Genomic DNA, 20,328 nt, shown 5'->3' on the forward strand with positions numbered 1-20,328 from the left:
GCAGACATTAAAAAAGGCGAGCAGGAAGCCTTTTCAGAGCCTCTCTTACTCGCCTTTTTCACAAACAGATCAACCGTCGCGCTTATTTACGCTTCATCGACATGAAGAACTCATCGTTGGTCTTGAAGTCCTTCAGTTTGTCGATCACAAACTCGGTGGCTGCCGCGTCTTCCATGGAGTCGAGCAGCTTGCGCAGAATCCACATCCGCTGCAGCTCCTCCTCGCTGGTCAGCAGGTCTTCACGACGGGTGCTGGAGCGACGGATATTGATCGCCGGGAACGTACGTTTTTCAGCGATTTTACGGTCCAGGTGCACCTCGGAGTTACCGGTACCCTTGAACTCCTCGAAGATAACCTCGTCCATCTTGGAGCCGGTATCGACCAATGCGGTAGCGATGATGGTCAGGCTGCCGCCCTCTTCAATGTTACGGGCCGCACCGAAGAAACGCTTGGGGCGCTCCAGCGCATGGGCATCCACACCACCGGTCAGTACCTTACCGGAAGAGGGAATTACCGTGTTATAGGCACGGGCCAGACGGGTGATGGAGTCGAGCAGGATCACCACGTCCTTCTTGTGCTCAGTCAGGCGTTTGGCCTTCTCCAGCACCATCTCGGCTACCTGTACGTGGCGGGATGGCGGCTCATCGAAGGTGGAGGCAACCACTTCACCGCGCACGGTGCGCTGCATGTCGGTGACTTCCTCCGGGCGCTCGTCGATCAGCAGAACGATCATGTAGCACTCGGGGTTGTTGCGCGTGATGCTGTTGGCGATGTTCTGCAGCATCAATGTCTTACCCGCCTTTGGCGGCGACACGATCAGGGCGCGCTGACCTTTACCCATCGGGGTGACCAGATCCAGCACACGGGCCGTGATATCTTCGGTACTGCCGTTACCCAGCTCCATCCGCAGACGCTTCTGCGCAAACAGCGGCGTCAGGTTCTCAAACAGAATCTTGTTTTTCGCGTTCTCGGGACGGTCATAGTTGATCTCGTTGACCTTGAGCAGCGCGAAGTAGCGTTCACCATCTTTCGGCGGGCGAATCTTGCCGGCGATGGTGTCTCCGGTGCGGAGGTTAAAGCGTCTGATCTGGCTGGGGGAAACGTAGATATCGTCGGGACCGGCGAGGTAGGAGGAGTCTGCGGAGCGGAGGAAACCGAAGCCGTCCTGCAGAATCTCGAGAACACCATCGCCGTAGATGTCCTCCCCACTCTTCGCATGCTTCTTCAATATCGCGAAGATAACGTCCTGTTTGCGGGATCGGGCCATGTTGTCGAGGCCCATTTCGGTGGCGATGTCCAGTAGTTCCGGAACGCTTTTTGTCTTGAGTTCGGTTAGATTCATAGTTTTTTTGGAAGCGGCCATGAAAGGCCGATTTCGGATGGGACCGGAGTGATTAGTCGGAAGAAAAAATTCAGTGATCAGGCCGGGTTATACGACGGACGCCGCCACCGGACAGATAAGTGAAAAGCAATATAAAGCCTAAGGGTTGTGCTGTCCAGCACGTAATGCAAGAAAACGCAATGGTCCGCCGGACACAGTGCGTTTTCTTTCGGTGTGCTTAGAGGTTCGCGTCCACAAAAGCGGCCAACTGCGATTTGGACAGTGCGCCAACCTTGGTCGCTTCAACGTTTCCACCCTTGAACAGCATCAGCGTGGGGATACCACGAATACCGAACTTCGGTGGTGTCTCGTTATTCTCATCGATATTGAGCTTGCAGACCTTCAGACGACCGGCGTAGTCCTTGGCGATCTCCTCCAGTACCGGGGCGATCATTTTGCAGGGACCACACCATTCAGCCCAGTAATCTACCAGGACAGCGCCCTCCGCTTTCAACACTTCCTCTTCGAAGGTGGCGTCGGTGACGCTAACGATGTTTTCACTCATTGGCTCTGCTCTCCAGTGCACCTGGTGCGTTAAAAATCTGACCACCGATGATACCACCAGCATCGAACCAATGTGAACAGGCGGTTAAACGCCATCGACACGCCTGCACCGATGGATAACATCTGGTAATCTTGCGCGACGCAACAAAGTGGACGGCCAAGCCGCCACCGGTGGGTCAAGCTCAACTTCGGAGGTGCTACACGGCATGCTCGACCAGGAACCCCCTACAACCGGCGATCTGCTCGCCGCTATCGACCTGGGCTCCAACAGTTTTCACATGGTGGTCGCCCGCCTGGTGGACGGTGAGCTCAAGCCGCTCGATGTGATGTCGGAAAAAGTTCAGCTGGCGGCCGGTATCGGAGACGATGGTCTGCTTAGCGAAGAAGCGCAACTGCGCGGACTGGAGTGTCTCAGCCGCTTTGCCCAGCGCATCAAAGAGCTGCCTCGCAATGCCATCCGCATCGTCGGCACCAACGCGCTACGTGAGGCCAAGAACCGGGACGAATTTATTCGCCGCGCACGCACATTGATGGGAGCCCCCATTGAAGTTATTGCGGGCCGTGAAGAGGCACGCCTGATCTACCTGGGTGTTGCGCATACGTTGGCGGACGACAGTGACCGCCGCCTGGTGGTCGATATCGGGGGTGGCAGTACCGAGTTTATTATCGGATCCCGCTTTGAACCGCTGAAGCTGGAAAGCCTTCATATGGGCTGTGTCAGCTACACCAAGCGTTTTTTTGCCGATGGCAAGATTACGCCCGACGCCATGGACAAAGCAGAAACGGCGGCCGCTCGGGAACTGCTGGCTATTCGCCGGGATTATCGCCGGCTGCGCTGGCAAAGCACCATCGGCTCTTCCGGCACCGTCAAGGCACTGCGACAGGCTTGCAACGCACTGGGTTATGGCGACCAAATCACGCTCGAGGGGCTCAGGGCGGTTCGTAAACAGCTGCTCTCGTTCGGCAGTGCAGACCGGATCGATATCGAAGGGATCAAACCGGCCCGGCGCGCGGTTTTGCCCTCCGGCGCAGCCATCCTGCTGGCGGTTTTCGAGTTGCTGGGCATTGAGCAGATGGACTACTCCGATGGCGCTCTTCGCGAGGGACTGCTTTACGATATGGCCGGGCGTCTCAACCATGAAGATGTCCGTGAACGCAGCATTGCTGCGCTGATGAAACGCTACCACGTCGATACCGGACAGGCTCAGCGCATAGAAGCCAGCGCGCTCTATCTGCTCGCGCAGATCCGCGACACCTGGGAGATCGCCGACAGCGAATATCAGGATATGCTCAGCTGGGCCGCCCGCACTCACGAGATCGGGCTGACCATCGCCCATACCCAGTTCCACAAACACAGCGCCTACCTGCTCCAGCACTCCGACCTGCCCGGCTTCACCAACACCGAGCAACAACTGCTGGCGTTTCTGGTACGTGGCCATCGCCGCAAGTTTCCCAAGGAAGAGTTCCGCGCTCTGCCCGAGCAGAGCCAACAGCCGTTTCTGCGCCTGTGCGTGCTGCTGCGCCTGGCCGTAATCCTGCACCGCAGTCGCACCACAGCCAGGCTTCCCGCCATTCAATTGAGCATCAACAACGGCAATGAGCTGACCCTGCGCTTCCCCACCGGCTGGCTGACCCACCATCCGCTCACCCGGGCCGACCTGGAGAGCGAGGCAGAATACCAGCGCGCCAATGGCCATACCCTACGCATCGAGTAAGCGCCTGAGGCAAACTTTTTCAAACCTCCTGACGCAAAACGCCCCGCATCAGCGGGGCGTTTTCGTTCGATCCGTTCAGCGCGCTATCACGCCTGAGGACCAGCCTGCTTGATCGCCTCAGAGACGCCGTCAAACTTCTGGAAGTTATTGACGAACTGGCCGATCAGATCCTTCGCTGCAGCATCATAGGCCGCCGGATCAGCCCAGGTTGTGCGCGGATTGAGCAGTTTGTCATCGACACCGGGCACTGACTTGGGTACCGACAGGTTAATACCCGGCAAATGCTCGGTTTCACAATCTTTCAGGGCACCGCTCTGGATACCGCTGATGATGGCACGGGTCGTCGGGATACTGAAGCGCTCCCCGGTACCATAGGAACCACCGGTCCACCCCGTGTTAACTAGGTAAACCCGGGACCCGAACTCTTCAATCCGCTTCATCAGCAGATCTGCGTATACATGCGCCGCACGCGGGAAGAAGGGTGCACCAAAGCAGGTGGAGAAGGTGGACTTGATGCCGCCACCGGAGCCCATTTCCGTGGAGCCAACCAGCGCCGTATAACCGGACAGGAAGTGGTACGCCGCCGCTTCCTTGGTAAGCACAGACACCGGCGGCAACACGCCGGTCAGGTCGCAGGTCAGGAAGACGATGGCATCCGGTTCGGAGCCCATGTTGGTAGCTGAACGTTTCTCAACATGATCCAGAGGATAAGCACAGCGACCGTTCTCGGTCAGGTGTGTATCGTTGTAATCCGCGTGACGTTTGGCATCCAGATGAACGTTCTCGACAATGGCGCCAAAACGGATTGCATCCCAAATGATCGGCTCGTTTTTCTTGCTCAGGTTAATGGTCTTGGCATAGCAACCACCTTCCAGGTTGAAGACCACGCCCTTGCCCCAACCATGCTCATCGTCACCGATCAGGTAACGGGTCGGATCGGCTGACAGCGTAGTTTTACCGGTACCGGACAGACCGAAAAACAGCGTAGTAGAACCATCTTCCCCGATGTTGGCCGAACAGTGCATCGGCAACACATCTTTTTCCGGCAGCAGGAAGTTCTGTACCGAGAACATCGCCTTTTTCATTTCGCCGGCGTAGCGCATACCTGCGATCAGCACTTTGCGCTTGGCAAAGTTGAGGATGACGCAGCCATCGGAGTTGGTACCGTCACGCTCCGGCTCACAGACAAAGCCAGCCACGTTGAGCACCTGCCACTCCTCTTTGCCCTTCGGGTTGTACTCATGAGGGCGGATAAACAGGTTCTGACCGAACAGGTTCTGCCACGCCGTCTGGGTAGACATTTTCACCGGCAGATAGTGATTGGGATCCGCCCCCACATGAACATGAGAAACGAAATGCTCCTGATCGGCGAGATAGGCCTCAACCCGGTCCCAGAGCGCATCGAACTTGTCTGCGGGAAACGGACGATTGATATTGCCCCAGTCGATCACATCGGAAGTACTGGGCTCTTCAACGATGTAGCGATCCATCGGTGAGCGACCGGTACGTTTACCGGTGGTTACAACGAGTGCGCCGGTGTCCGCCAGAACACCCTCTTTGCGAGAAACCGCCAGCTCGACCAGCTCCGCCGGGCTCGGATTCACGTGTACGCGATTGACGTTATCTGTGGTCATTACCTGATTCCCTTGGCTGCGCGCCAAATTTACCTGAAAGCAATTATTCTGTTACGCGCACCGTTGGCCGGCCGCATTTATTATTCTGGGGATGCATATTATCGCACAAAGTGAAGGCCAGGATAACCCGGAACCCTTCTCATTTGCGCCCGGGAAGTATTCCCCCGTATCGGCGCTATGCAAAGCCCCTGTTCCCGTTCAACAGTCGGGCTTAGTGTATCTGATCCGGCTGATCCAGCGGGCCGCCATTGCTGAACAGCGCCTGTATATCGGCCTTGTCGAAACGATAGAGTTCGTTACAGAAATGACAGCTCACCTCAAGCACACCGTCATGCTCATCCGCCAACTGAAGCAGCTCCTCCTCGGTCATCATCTGCAGCGCCTCGGCGCTGCGCGTCCGTGAGCAGTCACACTGAAAACGCAGGCTTTCCGGTTCATACAAACGGCACTTCTCCTGGTGAAACAGACGATACAGCACGGTTTCGTTATCCAGTTCGATGAGCTCGCTGTCCTTCAGCGTCGATGCCAACGCGGAGATCCGCTCCCAGTCGTCGACACCGGTCCCGGCAGCAGGAAGAACCTGCAACAGAAGGCCCACCGCCTTCTGCGAATCGGCCGCCAAATGAATACTGGTCGATAGCTGCTCAGACTGACGGAAATAATCCTCGAGACACTCAGCCAGCGAAGGCTTCTCCAACGGCACCACCCCCTGATAGCGCTGACCGCCTTCAGGCTCGATGGTCAGTGCAAGACGACCATTGACCAACAGCTCATTAAAGGGCGCCTCGGCAAGGGCACCCTCGTAACGCGCGATGGCCCTGAGATCCTGGTGATGACTGCACTCCGCCATCAAGATACGCAGGTTTCCTTCACCCTGAGCCTGCAGTGAAAGCCGTCCCTCAAACTTTAGGTTGGAGCTCAACAGACTGACCGCGGCCAGCATCTCACCAAGTATTCGGCGGATAACCGGAGGGTAATCTGCCCGCGCGAGCACCTCGGCATAACTTTCCTCTACCCGCGCGATTACGCCGCGGACATCAATCTCGTCAAAAAGAATGCGCTGAATATGGTCTGAGTTACTCACATCTCACCTACGGAAACTAAGTCCCGACCGCCAGCGGCCGCCGGGCTGGATAAAACAAAGGCGCGATTTTACGGAATGTTGTCGGGAACATCACGCGATCTATCATATTACCGGCCCAAAAACAGCGTCCTCGGTTCAAAACCGGCCTTTAACCCGAAGTAACTCCCGCCGACTCTTTTTATCGGGTCGCTGATCCGGCGCGCTGCCCATCTGTTTGCGCTCGGCGGCACGCTGCTCGCGCGCTTGAATACTCTCTTGGGTTTCGCGATAGAGCTTCTGGGCTTCGGGTGCGCCACGGCGCTGATCGGACAACGCCAGTACCTCAACAACCTTTTCCTCATTACCCTGGCGAATCTGCAGTTTGGCGCCCACCTCCACCATCTTGCTGCATTTGGCTCGCTGGCCGTCATAATGCACTTTGCCACCTTCGATCATCGCCTTGGCCAGGGCCCGGGTTTTGTAAAATCGCGCGGCCCATAGCCACTTATCCAGACGAACCTTGGACGCCTCAGCGGCTTTTGAATCTTTGCTCATTGTGGTGGCATAACCTCCGCAAAGTCGTGAACGGTTTCAAAGGTATCGCTCTCGCGCGCCGGCTGTTGACTGTCAGGCTGCGCGACATACAACAGGTGACGAATGCCAAACCGCCGGGCGGACTCAAGCACCGGCTCACTGTCTTCAACCAACAACGTACGCCCCGGGTCGAAGGGCTCCACCTGCTGCAGTTTAGACCAGAAGGCGACATCTTCTTTGGGCAAGCCGAAGTCATGGGAACAGATCACTGCATCCACAAGCTGATCGACCCCGGTACGCTCGACCTTGAGGCTGAGGCTGTCACGGTGCGCATTGGTCACAATGAGAGTCCGCCGCCCACTGCGGCGCAGGGCTGCCAGAAAATCTTCCACCCCCGGGCGATAGCCAATACGGTCTGCCACTTCACGCTTAAGCTCGGCGATGGGAAGATCCAGCTCGCGGCTCCAGTAGTCCAGGCAATACCAGTTGAGCGAACCGCGTTCGGACATGATCCGTTCAATCAGCGGATCGCGGCTGGTAGCCGGATCCAGCCCATGACGCTGGGCATAACGCAACGGCATGAACTCCAACCAGAAATGTGCATCGAAGTGAAGGTCGAGCAGGGTACCGTCCATGTCGAGCAGAACAGTATCCACGGCTTGCCAATCAAGCATAATCAGGGAAAACTCTGTGTTGAATGGGACTTAAAAAGGGATCAAAAGTATGCCCCGAAAGCCGGACATTTTGAAGGTAACCCCGGTTGCTCAGAGCCAGCTGTTCCAAATAGAGGCGCTGGACCTGCGTTTCAGTAACGGTGTGGAACGCCGCTTCGAGCGCCTGTCCAACCGGGGGCGCGGGGCTGTTATGGTTGTCGCTGTCGACACCGACAACAACCTGCGTCTGATTCGCGAATATGCGGCCGGTCTGCACGATTATATCCTGACGCTGCCCAAGGGGCTGATCGATCCAGGCGAAACACCACTCGAAGCGGCCAACCGCGAACTTCAAGAGGAGGTGGGGCTGGGTGCCCGTGAATTGATACCGCTCAAGAAGCTCTGCTCAGCACCCAACTACATGGGCCACCAGATCGATATTATTCTGGCCCGCGACCTCTACCCCAGCCAGCTGGAGGGCGACGAACCCGAGCCGCTTGAGCCGGTGGCCTGGCCATTAAGCGATATTGACGCGCTTGCCATGGACCCGGCGTTCGCCGAAGGCCGTGCCGTGGCAGCACTTTATCTGGCCCGGCACTTTCTCGACACCGAGCCGCGCTAGAGAATATCGAACACCAGGGCTTGCAATCCCGTCCAGCCATCCCCATTACCTCGTGTAACGGCTTGGCGGGGCCGTTACCGGACGCCAAGACCGATAAAGGCACTACAGTTTGTGCCATGATACTGACCCATAAGGGTGCTATTATCGGTTCACCGCCGAGGGTGACCCGATGGGCTAACCCAGTTTTATGCTTGAAAGTACGACGGCTGCCGGCCGTGTTTCTAGCGGCTGTACAACGCCAAGGACTTTCGGAAACCTGTCAAACAAATAAGGTGAATTATTATGAGCTTTGAACTGCCAGCACTGCCGTACGCAAAGGATGCTCTGGAACCGCACATCTCCGCCGAAACTCTGGAATACCACCACGGCAAACACCACAACACCTACGTGACCAAGCTGAACGGTCTGGTACCGGGCACCGAGTACGAAGGCAAGTCTCTGGAAGAGATCATCAAGTCTGCACCGGCTGGTGGTGTATTCAACAACGCCGCTCAGATCTGGAACCATACCTTCTACTGGCACTGCCTGTCCCCGAACGGTGGCGGTGCGCCCACTGGTGCTATCGCTGACGCCATCAACGCCAAGTGGGGTTCTTTCGAGAAGTTCCAGGAAGAGTTCAACGACAAGGCCGTTAACAACTTCGGCTCCAGCTGGACCTGGCTGGTGAAAAACGCTGATGGCTCCCTGGAGATCGTCAACACCAGCAACGCGGGCACTCCGATGACCAGCGGCCAGACTGCACTGCTGACCGTCGACCTGTGGGAACACGCTTACTACATCGATTACCGTAACGCGCGTCCGGAATACCTGAAAGGTTTCTGGTCACTGGTGAACTGGGACTTCGCGAACCAGAACTTCGCCTGATCAAAGGTTTGATCAACGCTGAAAAAGGCGCCTCATTGGGGCGCCTTTTCCGTTTCCGACCCTAAGACCGGGTCAAGTACCTGCCAAACCGTATCCAGCAGTTTCGGCTGAGCCTTCGCCTTGGGATGATAACCATCCTCCTGCATCAGATCCCAGTCATCGGCGACCCCTTCAAGCAGAAAAGGGACCAGCACAGCGCTCTTTTCCTCAGCGACCTCCTGAAACAGCGCAAAAAACGCCTGGGTGTAACGCGGGCCATAGTTGGGTGGCAGATGATTACCCACCAAGATCACACGCGCGCCAGACACCTCAGCAGTTTCTACCAATTGCTCCAGATTGCGCCGGACGATATCCAGCGGCGTACCGCGCAAACCATCATTGGCACCCAGCTCGATAATCACAATACTTGGCTGATGAGTTTCGAGCAGGGGCGGCAACCGACTCAATCCGCCACTGGTGGTTTCACCGCTGACGCTGGCATTGACCACCTCCAGATCATACCCCTGCTCCGACAGGCGCTGTCGCAGCAGGTTAACCCACCCCTGGTCCCGTTCAATACCGTAGGCCGCCGACAGGCTATCCCCGAGCACCAGTAGCGGCGATGCCTGAGCCACACCCGAAATCAGCAAAATCAGAAACAGAAATACGCGCATTATTGTCGCTCCTTTACACTTCTTATCAGAACCATTGGTTCCCTCAGGGCTCATACGTGCAATAGTGGGTGCTCCGCTCACCTAAAATCCGCGTAACCCGATAGATAAACCAGATACGAGATGGATATGGATCAGTCTACCCGTGAAAACCTGATGATCGAAACCCGCTCAATCAGCAAAGTATTTCAGACCGAGGCCGGGGCCGTCACACTTTTCAGCGGCCTGGACCTGCAGGTTCGTCCTGGTGAGAGCCTGGCCATCGTCGGCCGATCCGGCGCCGGAAAATCAACCCTGCTCAGCCTGTTGGCCGGCCTCGATACCGCAACCGAGGGCCAGGTGTTGATTGAAGGTCAGGAGATGGAGTTGCTGGGTGATGAAGAGCGCGCCCGGCTCAGAGCCACCAAAATCAGCTTCATCTTTCAGTCATTTCACCTGCTGCCGGAGCTGACCGCACTGGATAATGTGCGCCTGCCACTGGAGATCAGGGGTGCCGAAAGCCCGGACAAGGAGGCTGCTCACTGGCTGTCACAGGTTGGACTGGAGCCACGCCTTCACCACTACCCGGCACAGCTATCGGGCGGTGAGCAGCAGCGTGTGGCTATCGCACGCGCCTTTGCCACCCAGCCCAGGCTGCTGTTTGCCGACGAGCCCACGGGCAACCTGGATGAGGAAACCGGCGCCCGGATTATCGATCAGCTGTTTGCACTCAACCAGCAGCAGGATACGACCCTTATTCTGATTACTCATGATCCGGAACTCGCTGCCCGCTGCGATCGTCGCCTGCGTTTACACAACGGAGCCCTGACGGAGATTACCTCATGAGTCTGCTTATGCGCCTGGCCGGACGCCAGCTGAAGACTCAACTGCGCACCACTGAATGGCGTGCACTGCTGCTGGCCACCTGGATCGCCATTACCCTGACCACACTGCTGACCCTGCTAGGCGACCGCCTGGAACGGGGGCTGCTGCGCGAAAGTGCAAATTTGTTGGGGGCCGATCTGGTACTGAGCAGCAGCCGCCCACTCAGCGACGAACGGCTTGATGAGATAGAAGCCAGCGGCCTCACACAGACCCGGGTGGTGCAGTTCCCCAGCATGATCTCCAACCCCACCGGCGGAGACACACCGCCGATGCTGGTCTCCGTTCGCGCCGCCACTGCGCCCTACCCCCTGCGTGGCGAGATCATCACGGAACCCGCCCAAACCACAGACTTGCCGGAACCTGGGCAAGTCTGGGTGGAACAGCGCGTTCTGAGCCAACTGGGCCTGCAGCCGGGCGAGACACTGGAGTTGGGGTACAGCGAGTTTACCATCAGCGCTGAACTGATCAGCTCACCGGACCGGGGTACCGGTTTTCGCAGTTTCAGCCCCCATATCATCATCAACCGCAGCGACCTGGAAGCCACCGGCGTACTGGCCCCGGGCAGCCGAGCCAGCTTTCGACTGCTGATGGCTGGCGACAAGGAATCGGTTGCCGCAATGGACGCCCAGCTAAGGCCGTCGCTGGCGGACCACGAGCGCCTGCTGGCCCTGCGCACGGATCAACCATTGACCGGGAACGCGTTGGGTAACGCGTTGGCCTACCTGAAACTCTCTGCTCTGACCGCCCTATTGCTATCGGCGCTGACCATACTGCTCAGCCTGCGCCGGTTCAGCCAGAAACAGCACACCCGCAGTGCGCTGCTGCTTAATCTGGGCCTGAACCCGGGCCAACTGGTGCGCATCTATCTCTACCAACTGCTGCTGGCCTGGGTAGCGCTCGCCCTGCTGGGTACGGCTACCGCCGTGTTGCTGGATAGCGCCATACAGGGTTGGCTGGCCAACCTGTTGCCCCAACGTCTGCCCGACCCCGCGCCTTACCTCTGGTTCAGCGGTGCCGCACTAGGTCTAGTCATGTTGATTTTGATCGGTTTGCCGCCAGTGCTTTCACTGGCGCGCATCCCCGTGGCACACCTGCTGCGCGGCGACAGTCCCCCCCAGGATAAACGCGCCCGTACCTTGCAAATGATCTGTCTTGCTCTGTTGGCTGTCACCCTGCTGGTATTCCTCCAGGCTCCGCTGGCCGCGCTGATCCTGCTGGTGCTGCTACTGGTTGGCGGCACTCTGTTCGGATTTATTGCCCAGTGGCTGCTGGTACGCGCCGCTGAGCCCCTGGCCAACCGACTTTTGCTGGGCAAACTGCTGCGCCTGCGTCTGCGCCAGCAGCGTAAATGGCACCGTCTGCAATCAGCCGTCATCGTACTATTGCTAACCCTGCTGGCGGTGGTCTGGGTCAGCCGCTCCGACCTGCTGGCCGAGTGGCGCGCCAAGTTCCCCACGGATACGCCGAACTTCTTCGTGATCAACATTCAACCCTGGCAGAAACCGGATCTGGATCGCTTTCTGGAGCAGAACACGATCGACAGTCAGCTCTACCCAATGATCCGAGGCCGTCTCAACGAGCTGAACGGTAAGCCGATCCGACCCCAACTCAACGAAGAGCAGCTTCAGGACAACAGCCTGCACCGGGAACTCAATCTGAGCTGGACCCACGACAAACCGGCGCATAATGAACTCCTGGCCGGCCAATGGTGGGAGGAGACCCCTGATCGACCGCAGATATCGGTGGAGCAGGACATGATGGGAGACCTGGGTTTGAAGATCGGTGACAGCCTGGGCTTTGATATCGGCGGCCAGCAGGTGTCCGCTGAGATCACCAGTGTCCGCGGGGTGGAGTGGACCTCGTTCCGACCCAACTTCTACGTCATCTTCAGTCCCGGCGCGCTGGAGTCCTACCCATCCACCTGGATCACCAGTTTCCGTCTGGAAGGAGAGCGCAAGGCACTGGCCACACAGATGCTCTCTGAATTCCCGTCGCTGACACTGATCGATATCGACCAGCTACTGGCCCAGTTGGCCACCTGGCTCAAGCGATTGGGAGATAGTTCAGCCATGATCCTGGGACTGACGCTGTTTTGCGGGCTGATCCTGATGGCAGTCACACTGCTGCAGGCGTTGGAGCAGCGTCGCTTTGAAGCGGCCCTGATGCAGACACTGGGCGCCAGTGGCCGCCAGACCCGCCGCCTGGACCTGCTGGAGTTTCTGCTGCTGGGTCTGGTCTGCGGGGCTCTGGCTGGTTTCAGTGCCGAGCTGGTACTGGCCGGCTTGCACTTGGCGCTGATCGATGTTGAGCCGCGGTTGCACCCAACACTCTGGGTTGCGTTACCGGCACTGGCATCCTGCTTTTTCGTGGTCACCGGTGTACTGATCCGCCGCCCATTGCGGCTGGATCAGTGCTACCGGCTGCTGCGCGCAGGCGCGTAGGCCATACGGCCGTTAGAGGGCGGGCTCAACGCGGGGCTCGCCCTCCTGGTCGACCTGCGGATAGCACAGGAACAGGCGTTCACCATCAATCCGCTGCTGCAGGCGCTGTTTGAGCACCACCGCACGGTTTTCCGCCAGCTCGGCCAGCTGTTTGTCCAGCTCCGCTGCCAAGGCGTCAGGCTCGAGCGGCTCGTCGGCTTTCTCGTTAGCCTCACGCAGGGTCTCGCCTAACAGAGTCCGATCGGACTCAACGGCAATACCGCACAGGTTAAGGCGCAACGCTGAGCGCTGCTCAAGCAAACCCGCCAGCTGTTCCAGATAGTCCGTGGCACCGGCGACCGGGAGGTCACTGCCCGGCTCGAAGCCGACCGGCTCCAGGCTGATAAAGGCGCCGGTTTTGCTGGCCTTGATCGCAGTTTGTGCCAGAGAGATCAGCGCACCATAGGGCTGCAACGCCTTCGTCAGATAGCTCAACACTCCCTGCTTGACCCCTTTTCCGGCCACCCGATTGATGATGCTCTGGTAATCAAACTCGGGGTCATCCAGTGACCCGCTGATCGGTACGTCCAGATCAATATTGTCGTTATCGTCCTGGAGCACAGCCACGGCGGTGCCCAACGGCATCGAGATCCGCGCCTGAAAGTCCTGAATCTGCTCCTGATCCACCGGGTCCACCGCCAGACGATGCAGCCGAATACGGTTCTCACCGTTGAGCTGATCCTGCTCCAGCGTCCCCTCCAGATCCAGCGCCAGCTGGCCGCTTTTGAGGAAATAGCCGGTGTATTTGATGCTGTACGGACTTAACGCCGGCAGCTCCATGCCGGTCAGCTCCGCATTCCAGTGTCCACTGCGGGGCGAGCCGATCAGATTGACCGCACCCTCGGCCTTCAGTTCTGCGAACTGATCGATACCGGCACTGAATGAAAACTCACTTTGAGCGCTGCCCGCCGTGTCTATATCGCGGATCACGGCTTCCCGAATAGTGATCCGGGTATCAAAAACCGGCTGTGTTGACCGGTCGGTGAAATAGAATGCACTGTCTCCGCCAATGCGCGCCTCGTCCACGGAAACACGCAGTGGCTGGCCGACATCTGCGCCGGGCGCCTCCGCCTGGGACTCAGGTGCGGACTGACCTGAGTTCACGCTCTCCAGGCGAGCGGTCAGTGCCTCCAGTTCCAGCGGACGCATCTGTTCATCCAGGGTCAGACGGGAGACTAATCCTTCCAGATCGATCCGCCCAATCCCGACTCGCTCGCTATCCATCACGAGCTGCTCCAGCCGCCCGCTGCCCAGTGAGGCGAACAGAGGCTCCCCCCCGGTGTCTATATCCAGCGCTTTGAGCTCGGCCGATGCAAGGCTGAGATCCAGCGGCAAGGCCAACGTCATGTCGTTGACAGCAAGCGATTCGAAACGGGCCAAGGGCGCACCGTCCCCAACCTGAAGGTCGGTGCGACCCACGCCTACCCGGGAGACCTGTGCCGAGAGCCGACCATCACTAATCTGGTACTCCCCCTGCGACTGGACATCCAGCGCTGCTATTTCGCTCCCCATGGACGGCGCCATGCTTAACTCTGCACCCTCAAGTGCTAATCGCATCTCCTGCCAGCCCCACTGATCAAACTGCCGGGTGCTAAGCCGGGTCTGCAGGTCAACCCTGTTCATCGTCAGTTTGAGGGACTCCCCCTGGCCCAACTGCAACTGATTCAGTGCCAGCTGATGGCGGCCCGTCATCGACCCGCCCTCGGCCATGGCGAGCGCCACCTGGCCCTGCCATGTCAGGTCATTCACGGTCAGATCCAACGCCTCTTGAGCTTGTTGAGATAACGCCAGGCCACCGCCCTTCACCGCGCCGTCCACATCGATACTGATCGATTCGCCGTCATCCAGCACCACCTGCCCCTGCCAGTTCAGGCTCTGCAGTTGAGCATCCAGCGCGTCCTGAGCGAACCGGGGCTGCTGCAGCTCCAGAGATCCATCCAGAGTCAACTTAGCGAGCTGAAACTGCTCCAACGCCAGATCGGCATCGCCCTGCCACACCAATTGACCCACTTGAATATCGGACGTTGAATCGTAGCGGAACCGGTCAACCTGAATGCGCCCTCTGGGCGCCACTTGAAGCGAGTTGCCCTCCAGGGCCAGATTCACTTGAAGATCCGTGGTCAGGGTAGCCTCGAGCTCCGGCACAAAAGCGGACGTCAGCGATTGCACAGGCAATTGCTCAATCTGGATCGCGATATCGCCTCGTTTATTCTCCGCCAGCGGTACAGACCGGGTATCCAGCGAGAAGGGAGCCCCGTTGATGCGGCCTGAAAGGCTCAGCGCAGTCTCCAGATCGGGTTGCCAGAGATAGACACTCCCCAGTGCCAGCTGGTCCAGCTCCAGGTGATGGGCCTGGTCTTCAAGCCGAAGACGCCAGTCCACTGCCTTAAGCGCCAGTCCATCCAGGCCCAGGCTCCAGGATGACGGCTCTGTGGTCGCTGCAGACTCATCTTCCGGCTGAGCGTCGGTCAACGCACTCAGGTTAATAGGCCCCAACCACTGCTCATCATCGCGGTAAACAAGCCCGCCTCGCAGGCCCTCAACCAGCACGCGCTGAACACGGAGCTGCTTATCAAACAGTGCCGCATAGTCCAGATCCAGGTCCAGTCGATCCAGTTCCAGCGGAAACCGCCCTTCACTGCGCGCTTTCAACCCCAAGAGTTCAACACGTCCGCTGAACCAATCGATATTCAAAGCGCGAAACCGGGCATCCTCAACACCCTGATCTCGCAGCCAGATCACAGCTTGATCACGCACCAGAAAGGGTATGGAATGCAACACCAAGCCCAGTGCCAACAGCGTGCCCATCCCGCCTGCGATCCATCTCATGCAATAACACTCCCTGAAAAAACAAACGCATTTTTCTTTTATAGCAGTCTCGGACGACGAAATCAGGTTCACGCTGGCAGATGCCTTCCAGGCGCGACCATCTGTAAAGAAATTGAACAGCCTGATAGAATCCGGCCCGCCGCCGAGACGGCCTCCAGGCTGTCCGGGCGGTCAAATAACGATTCGAAAGATCGATTTTACTTTTTAGCAGTACAGGGTGAAAACAATGGCAAGTAATGAAAACTTCCGTGACAGTTCTGGCTTTGGTTGGATCGTCGTTAACCTGATCGCCATGGTATGGATCACCATGCCGGTATCACTGGTCCTGACTCAGGTCGTTCAGTGGTAAAAGCGGCTCGGGTTTACCTGCTTCATCGGCCTCAAGCGACTGAAAGCAGGTGAACTCTCGCGCCGATAAGGCCTCAGCGTCGAAACCCTTGGTTAGTCCGCACGCCGGGGCCTGATTCCTCCGCTCTCCTCTATCCCAGCTTTCCCAAACACGCCCCTGAACCGACGCTGTTCAATGAGCTCTGGAAGAAACGCCTGAGTATTCAGTGAGTATCGTGCAGGGTTTCAACACCACTTTCGGTGCCCATCAGCACCACATTGGCGGCACGCAGGGCGAAAAGGCCATTGGTGACGACGCCGACGATATTATTGATCTGCTGTTCCAGTCCTTTCGGATCCAGAATTTCCATATCATGCACATCAAGAATCACATTACCGTTATCGGTTACTACACCTTCCCGGTACACCGGCTGACCGCCCAGTTTGACCAGTTCCCGCGCCACATAGGAGCGCGCCATGGGAATCACCTCCACCGGTAACGGAAACTCACCCAGCAGATCCACTTTTTTAGTACTGTCGACGATACAAACGAACTCGCGCGCCACCGCCGCTACAATCTTTTCCCGGGTCAGGGCTCCGCCACCGCCCTTAATCAGATGCAAGTGCCGATCAAATTCGTCCGCGCCATCCACGTATACGGCAAGCTGATCCACGCTGTTGAGATCAAACACCTCGATCCCGTGGCTCTTGAGCCGCTCGGCAGTGGCCTCTGAGCTTGCGACCGCACCGCCAAAATCGTTTTTGACCTCAGCCAGTGCATCAATAAAAAGGTTGGCCGTTGAACCTGTGCCCACACCGATGATGGTATCGTTTTCCAGCTTTGGCCGAATACGCTCAACCGCGGCACGGGCAACCGCCTGTTTCATTTCGTCCTGGGTCATGACCTGCTCACGTTTCTCATAGGGTTGGGATCTGGCGCGATTATAGCCAAGTGTCGCCCCCCCTTATAGACGCTAATGGGCAGAGCCGATACCATTTGGCCTCCTGAAATGTGCGGATCGACGCCACTCAACACACAGAAGCGACCTATGCAGCGTTATATCAAGAAAATCCTCGAAGCCCGCGTCTATGACATCGCCCGTGAAACGCCGATGGATGAAGCGCGCGGTTTATCAGAACGCCTCAGCAATCGCGTGCTGCTCAAGCGCGAAGATGAACAGCCGGTGTTCTCGTTCAAGATTCGCGGCGCCTACAACAAGATGGCCCAGCTGAATGACGAGGAGAAAGCGCGTGGGGTGATTACCGCCTCGGCGGGCAACCATGCACAAGGCGTTGCCGCTTCAGCCAGGCATTTGGGCATTAAAGCGACCATCGTCATGCCCAAGACCACACCCGATGTGAAGGTTGCCAACGTAAAACGTCTGGGCGGTCGCGCGGTCTTGCATGGCGACACCTTTGACGAAGCGCGCGGCCATGCCCAGAAGCTGATGGAAGAAAAGGGGCTGGTCTTTATCCACCCGTACGACGACCCTGATGTGATCGCCGGCCAGGGCACGATCGCCATGGAGATTCTGCGCCAGGAAAGCGCGCCTATCGACGCTATTTTTGTGCCCGTGGGCGGCGGCGGCCTGATTGCCGGGATCGCCTCTTACGTGAAATACCTGCGCCCGGAAACGCGGGTGATCGGTGTCGAATCGGCGGAGTCAGCCTGTTTACACCTCGCCATGGAAAAAGGGTTTCGCGATACGCTGGACCAGGTCGGTATCTTTGCCGACGGGGTCGCCGTGGCTCAGATCGGTGAGTACACCTGGGAGATCGCCAAAGACTACGTGGACGAGGTTATTACCGTTACCACCGATGAGATCTGCGCCGCCATCAAGGATATCTTCGATGATACCCGCTCCGTCTGCGAACCCGCGGGAGCTCTGGGCGTGGCCGGGCTTAAAAAATATGTCGCCCGCGATGGTGTTGAGGGTCAGACTCTGATCGCGATCGACTCCGGTGCCAACGTCAACTTTGACCGCCTGCGCCATATCGCCGAACGCTCCGAGCTGGGCGAGCAACGCGAAGCGATTATCGCCGCCCGTATTCCCGAGCGGCCCGGCGCATTCAAACAGTTCTGCGCCGCCCTGGGCAAGCGCAATATCACCGAGTTCAACTATCGCTACTCAGACGATGAGCAGGCGATGGTGTTCGCCGGAGTCCAGATCCGCCCCAATAACGGCGGCCGTGCCGAGCTGCTCAAGGAGCTGCAGGAACACATCGAGGACGTGGTAGACCTGACCGACGATGAAACGGCCAAACTGCACGTGCGCTATATGGTGGGAGGGCATGCCCCGGCCAGCGTGACCAACGAGGTGGTCTACCGGTTTGAATTCCCGGAGCGGCCCGGGGCACTGATGAAGTTTCTTAACAAGCTGGGCGGGCGCTGGAATATTTCCATGTTCCACTACCGTAACCACGGTGCCGCCTATGGCCGCGTTCTGGTCGGCATGCAGGTGCCGCAGGATGAGCGCAGCAAAGTGGTCCAGTTCCTGGAAGAGATCGGTTACACCTACTTCGATGAAACTGAAAACCGCGCCTATCAGCTGTTCCTGGGCTGATTGCGCATCAGACGCCGCCGAAGATTCAATATTTCGGCGGCACTCGTCCCGCTAGCCGAATAACCGCCCCTTACCCGCGCCCCAGAGCCAACCAATCTGAAAAATCCGTTGCCCACAGGATGTTCCAAACCGATATTCCCGGCTAGACTGCCCTCCAAAACCTGAACCCGAACTTTAACGGTTATCTCCATGAAAGGATCAGCCAGATTGAGCGCGATTATCGGTAGTGAAGAATGGTGTGCTTTTCCAGAGCTCGGTTTGCCGGCCATCAAGGCACGGATCGACTCCGGAGCCAAAACCTCCTCGATCCACGCGTTTAATATTCAGACATTCCGGCGGGACAGCAAACTCTGGGTCAGTTTCGAGGTCCACCCGCTGCAGAACAATCGTCGCACCTCCATTCGCTGCGAACGCCCCGTTGTGGACAAGCGTTCGGTCAAAAGCTCCAGCGGGATTTCGGAAACGCGTTACGTAATTTCCGTTCCTTTGCAGCTCGGCGATGAGTGCTGGGATATCGAACTGACACTGGCCAACCGGGACTCCATGGGCTATCGCATGCTGCTGGGACGCGAGGCCATGAGCGGACGCTTCCTGATCGACCCCTCCAGCAGCTTCTGCATGGGCCAGCTCAACAAGGAGCAGCTGCAGACCCTGTACGCCGAGAAAGAGACCGTCCGCAGCGGACTGAAGATTGCGGTGCTGGCCAGCAATCCAGACCTGTACAGTAACCAGCGCATTATGGAAGCCGGTGAAGAGCGGGGCCATGAGATGGTGTTCCTGGATATCAAGCAGTGCTACATGAAACTGGATGCCAAGAACCCTGAAGCGCATTATCGGGGCGGCTGGCTGTTAGACGATCTGGACGCCGTGGTAACACGCATCAAACCCAGCGTCACCTTCTACGGCTGCGCGCTTGCCCGGCAGTTTGAAAGCATGAAGGTGCTGACCACCAACACCTCTGACTCGATCATCAAGAGCCGGGACAAACTGTTTTCGCTGCAGCTGATGCTGAAAAGTGGAATCAATATCCCCACCACCGGTTTTGCCAACTCGCCCATGGATACCAACGACCTGATCGAAATGGTGGGTGGGGCTCCGCTGATCGTAAAACTGCTGGAAGGTACTCAGGGACGCGGTGTGGTGTTGGCCGAGACCAAGAAAGCGGCAGAGAGTGTTATCAACGCCTTTAAATCGCTACGCGCTAACCTGCTGGTACAGGAGTTCATCAAGGAGGCGGATGGTAAAGATATCCGCTGCTTCGTGATTGATGGCAAGGTGGTGGCATCGATCCAGCGCACGGCGGCCCCGGGCGAGTTCCGCGCCAATATCCATCAGGGCGGCACAGCCAGCGTAGTCAAGATCACCCCGGAAGAGAGAAAGTTTGCGACGACTGCCGCCAAATCGCTGGGGCTGGATATCGCCGGGGTTGATATCATCCGCTCCAAGAACGGCCCCTTGCTGCTGGAGGTCAACTCCTCGCCGGGCCTTGAGGGTATTGAAGCGGCCACCGGAAAAGATATTGCCGGACGCATGATCTCGTCGATCGAGAAAAAACTGGGCTGGAAAAAGGCACTGGGTACCGAGGGTACGGAGGAAGACGAAACCTCCTACACAGAAAAGCTCCGGACCACCACTTGAACAGTG

The 20,328-nt window shown here is 58.0% G+C and carries 17 protein-coding genes and 1 pseudogene; 9 read left to right on the plus strand and 9 right to left on the minus strand.

Annotated features, from left to right (window positions below; translation table 11 throughout):
• Window positions 1–82: 82 nt before the first annotated feature.
• Window positions 83–1,342: a transcription termination factor Rho gene (rho, locus tag G403_RS0106675; RefSeq protein ID WP_027853308.1), complete on the minus strand. Its 1,260-nt coding sequence runs from the start codon at window positions 1,340–1,342 to the stop codon at window positions 83–85.
• Between the two features lie 217 nt (window positions 1,343–1,559).
• Window positions 1,560–1,886 (minus strand): thioredoxin TrxA, encoded by a 327-nt coding sequence (gene trxA / locus G403_RS0106680; RefSeq protein WP_027853309.1) that lies wholly within the window; start codon window positions 1,884–1,886, stop codon window positions 1,560–1,562.
• A 205-nt stretch (window positions 1,887–2,091) separates the two neighbouring features.
• Between trxA and ppx the strand changes: the two genes are divergently transcribed.
• The gene (gene ppx / locus G403_RS0106685; protein WP_027853310.1) at window positions 2,092–3,600 is read left to right on the plus strand and encodes an exopolyphosphatase; all 1,509 of its coding nucleotides are present in this window, start codon (window positions 2,092–2,094) and stop codon (window positions 3,598–3,600) included.
• Window positions 3,601–3,686: 86 nt separating this feature from the next.
• Here the strand turns inward: ppx and G403_RS0106690 are convergent, their stop codons facing one another.
• From G403_RS0106690 to yrfG, 4 genes are all read right to left on the minus strand, one after another.
• Window positions 3,687–5,261: a phosphoenolpyruvate carboxykinase gene (locus G403_RS0106690; RefSeq protein WP_281171140.1), complete on the minus strand. Its 1,575-nt coding sequence runs from the start codon at window positions 5,259–5,261 to the stop codon at window positions 3,687–3,689.
• 184 nt (window positions 5,262–5,445) lie between these two features.
• Window positions 5,446–6,318 (minus strand): Hsp33 family molecular chaperone HslO, encoded by an 873-nt coding sequence (gene hslO, locus G403_RS0106695; RefSeq protein ID WP_027853312.1) that lies wholly within the window; start codon window positions 6,316–6,318, stop codon window positions 5,446–5,448.
• Between the two features lie 135 nt (window positions 6,319–6,453).
• Window positions 6,454–6,852, minus strand: a complete 399-nt coding sequence (hslR, locus tag G403_RS0106700) for a ribosome-associated heat shock protein Hsp15 (RefSeq protein ID WP_027853313.1) — start codon at window positions 6,850–6,852, stop codon at window positions 6,454–6,456.
• Window positions 6,849–7,505, minus strand: a complete 657-nt coding sequence (yrfG, locus tag G403_RS0106705) for a GMP/IMP nucleotidase (protein ID WP_027853314.1) — start codon at window positions 7,503–7,505, stop codon at window positions 6,849–6,851. The genes hslR and yrfG overlap by 4 nt, the downstream gene beginning before the upstream one ends.
• A 49-nt stretch (window positions 7,506–7,554) precedes the next feature.
• Here yrfG and nudE point away from each other — a divergent pair, with 49 nt between their 5' ends.
• Together nudE and sodB are read left to right on the plus strand one after the other, a co-directional pair.
• Window positions 7,555–8,106 carry an ADP compounds hydrolase NudE gene (gene nudE, locus G403_RS0106710; protein ID WP_027853315.1) on the plus strand — a complete coding sequence of 184 codons (552 nt, stop codon included), beginning with the start codon at window positions 7,555–7,557 and terminating at the stop codon, window positions 8,104–8,106.
• Between the two features lie 282 nt (window positions 8,107–8,388).
• On the plus strand, window positions 8,389–8,970 hold the full coding sequence (gene sodB, locus G403_RS0106715) for a superoxide dismutase [Fe] (protein WP_027853316.1): 582 nt from the start codon (window positions 8,389–8,391) through the stop codon (window positions 8,968–8,970).
• A 32-nt stretch (window positions 8,971–9,002) separates the two neighbouring features.
• Here sodB and G403_RS0106720 read toward each other — a convergent pair whose 3' ends face one another.
• Window positions 9,003–9,623 carry an arylesterase gene (locus G403_RS0106720; protein WP_027853317.1) on the minus strand — a complete coding sequence of 207 codons (621 nt, stop codon included), beginning with the start codon at window positions 9,621–9,623 and terminating at the stop codon, window positions 9,003–9,005.
• A 126-nt stretch (window positions 9,624–9,749) separates the two neighbouring features.
• Here G403_RS0106720 and G403_RS0106725 point away from each other — a divergent pair, with 126 nt between their 5' ends.
• Entirely contained in the window at window positions 9,750–10,445 is a 696-nt protein-coding gene (locus G403_RS0106725; protein WP_211232653.1) for an ABC transporter ATP-binding protein, read from the plus strand.
• Window positions 10,442–12,925, plus strand: a complete 2,484-nt coding sequence (locus G403_RS0106730; RefSeq protein WP_027853319.1) for an ABC transporter permease — start codon at window positions 10,442–10,444, stop codon at window positions 12,923–12,925. Before G403_RS0106725 ends, G403_RS0106730 begins: the two co-directional genes overlap by 4 nt.
• A 12-nt stretch (window positions 12,926–12,937) precedes the next feature.
• Here G403_RS0106730 and G403_RS0106735 read toward each other — a convergent pair whose 3' ends face one another.
• A complete protein-coding gene (locus G403_RS0106735) occupies window positions 12,938–15,793 on the minus strand; it encodes a DUF748 domain-containing protein (protein WP_084403963.1) in 2,856 nt (951 codons plus the stop codon).
• A 226-nt stretch (window positions 15,794–16,019) separates the two neighbouring features.
• Here G403_RS0106735 and G403_RS25765 point away from each other — a divergent pair, with 226 nt between their 5' ends.
• On the plus strand, window positions 16,020–16,142 hold the full coding sequence (locus G403_RS25765; protein ID WP_281171141.1) for a hypothetical protein: 123 nt from the start codon (window positions 16,020–16,022) through the stop codon (window positions 16,140–16,142).
• Window positions 16,143–16,344: 202 nt separating this feature from the next.
• Here G403_RS25765 and rpiA read toward each other — a convergent pair whose 3' ends face one another.
• A complete protein-coding gene (gene rpiA / locus G403_RS0106745) occupies window positions 16,345–17,022 on the minus strand; it encodes a ribose-5-phosphate isomerase RpiA (protein WP_027853321.1) in 678 nt (225 codons plus the stop codon).
• Between the two features lie 108 nt (window positions 17,023–17,130).
• On the opposite strand from rpiA, the gene ilvA reads away from it, so the two are divergent.
• From ilvA to rimK, 3 genes and pseudogenes are all read left to right on the plus strand, one after another.
• On the plus strand, window positions 17,131–18,684 hold the full coding sequence (gene ilvA / locus G403_RS0106750) for a threonine ammonia-lyase, biosynthetic (RefSeq protein WP_084403964.1): 1,554 nt from the start codon (window positions 17,131–17,133) through the stop codon (window positions 18,682–18,684).
• Between the two features lie 189 nt (window positions 18,685–18,873).
• A pseudogene (locus G403_RS25535) lies at window positions 18,874–19,290 on the plus strand (ATP-dependent zinc protease family protein); the annotation flags it as partial.
• A gap of 78 nt (window positions 19,291–19,368) precedes the next feature.
• Window positions 19,369–20,322, plus strand: a complete 954-nt coding sequence (rimK, locus tag G403_RS22460) for a 30S ribosomal protein S6--L-glutamate ligase (RefSeq protein ID WP_211232655.1) — start codon at window positions 19,369–19,371, stop codon at window positions 20,320–20,322.
• Window positions 20,323–20,328: the final 6 nt, after the last annotated feature.

Origin of the sequence: Marinobacterium litorale DSM 23545 (assembly GCF_000428985.1) — a bacterium.
Taxonomy (GTDB): Bacteria; Pseudomonadota; Gammaproteobacteria; order Pseudomonadales; family Balneatricaceae; genus Marinobacterium_D; species Marinobacterium_D litorale.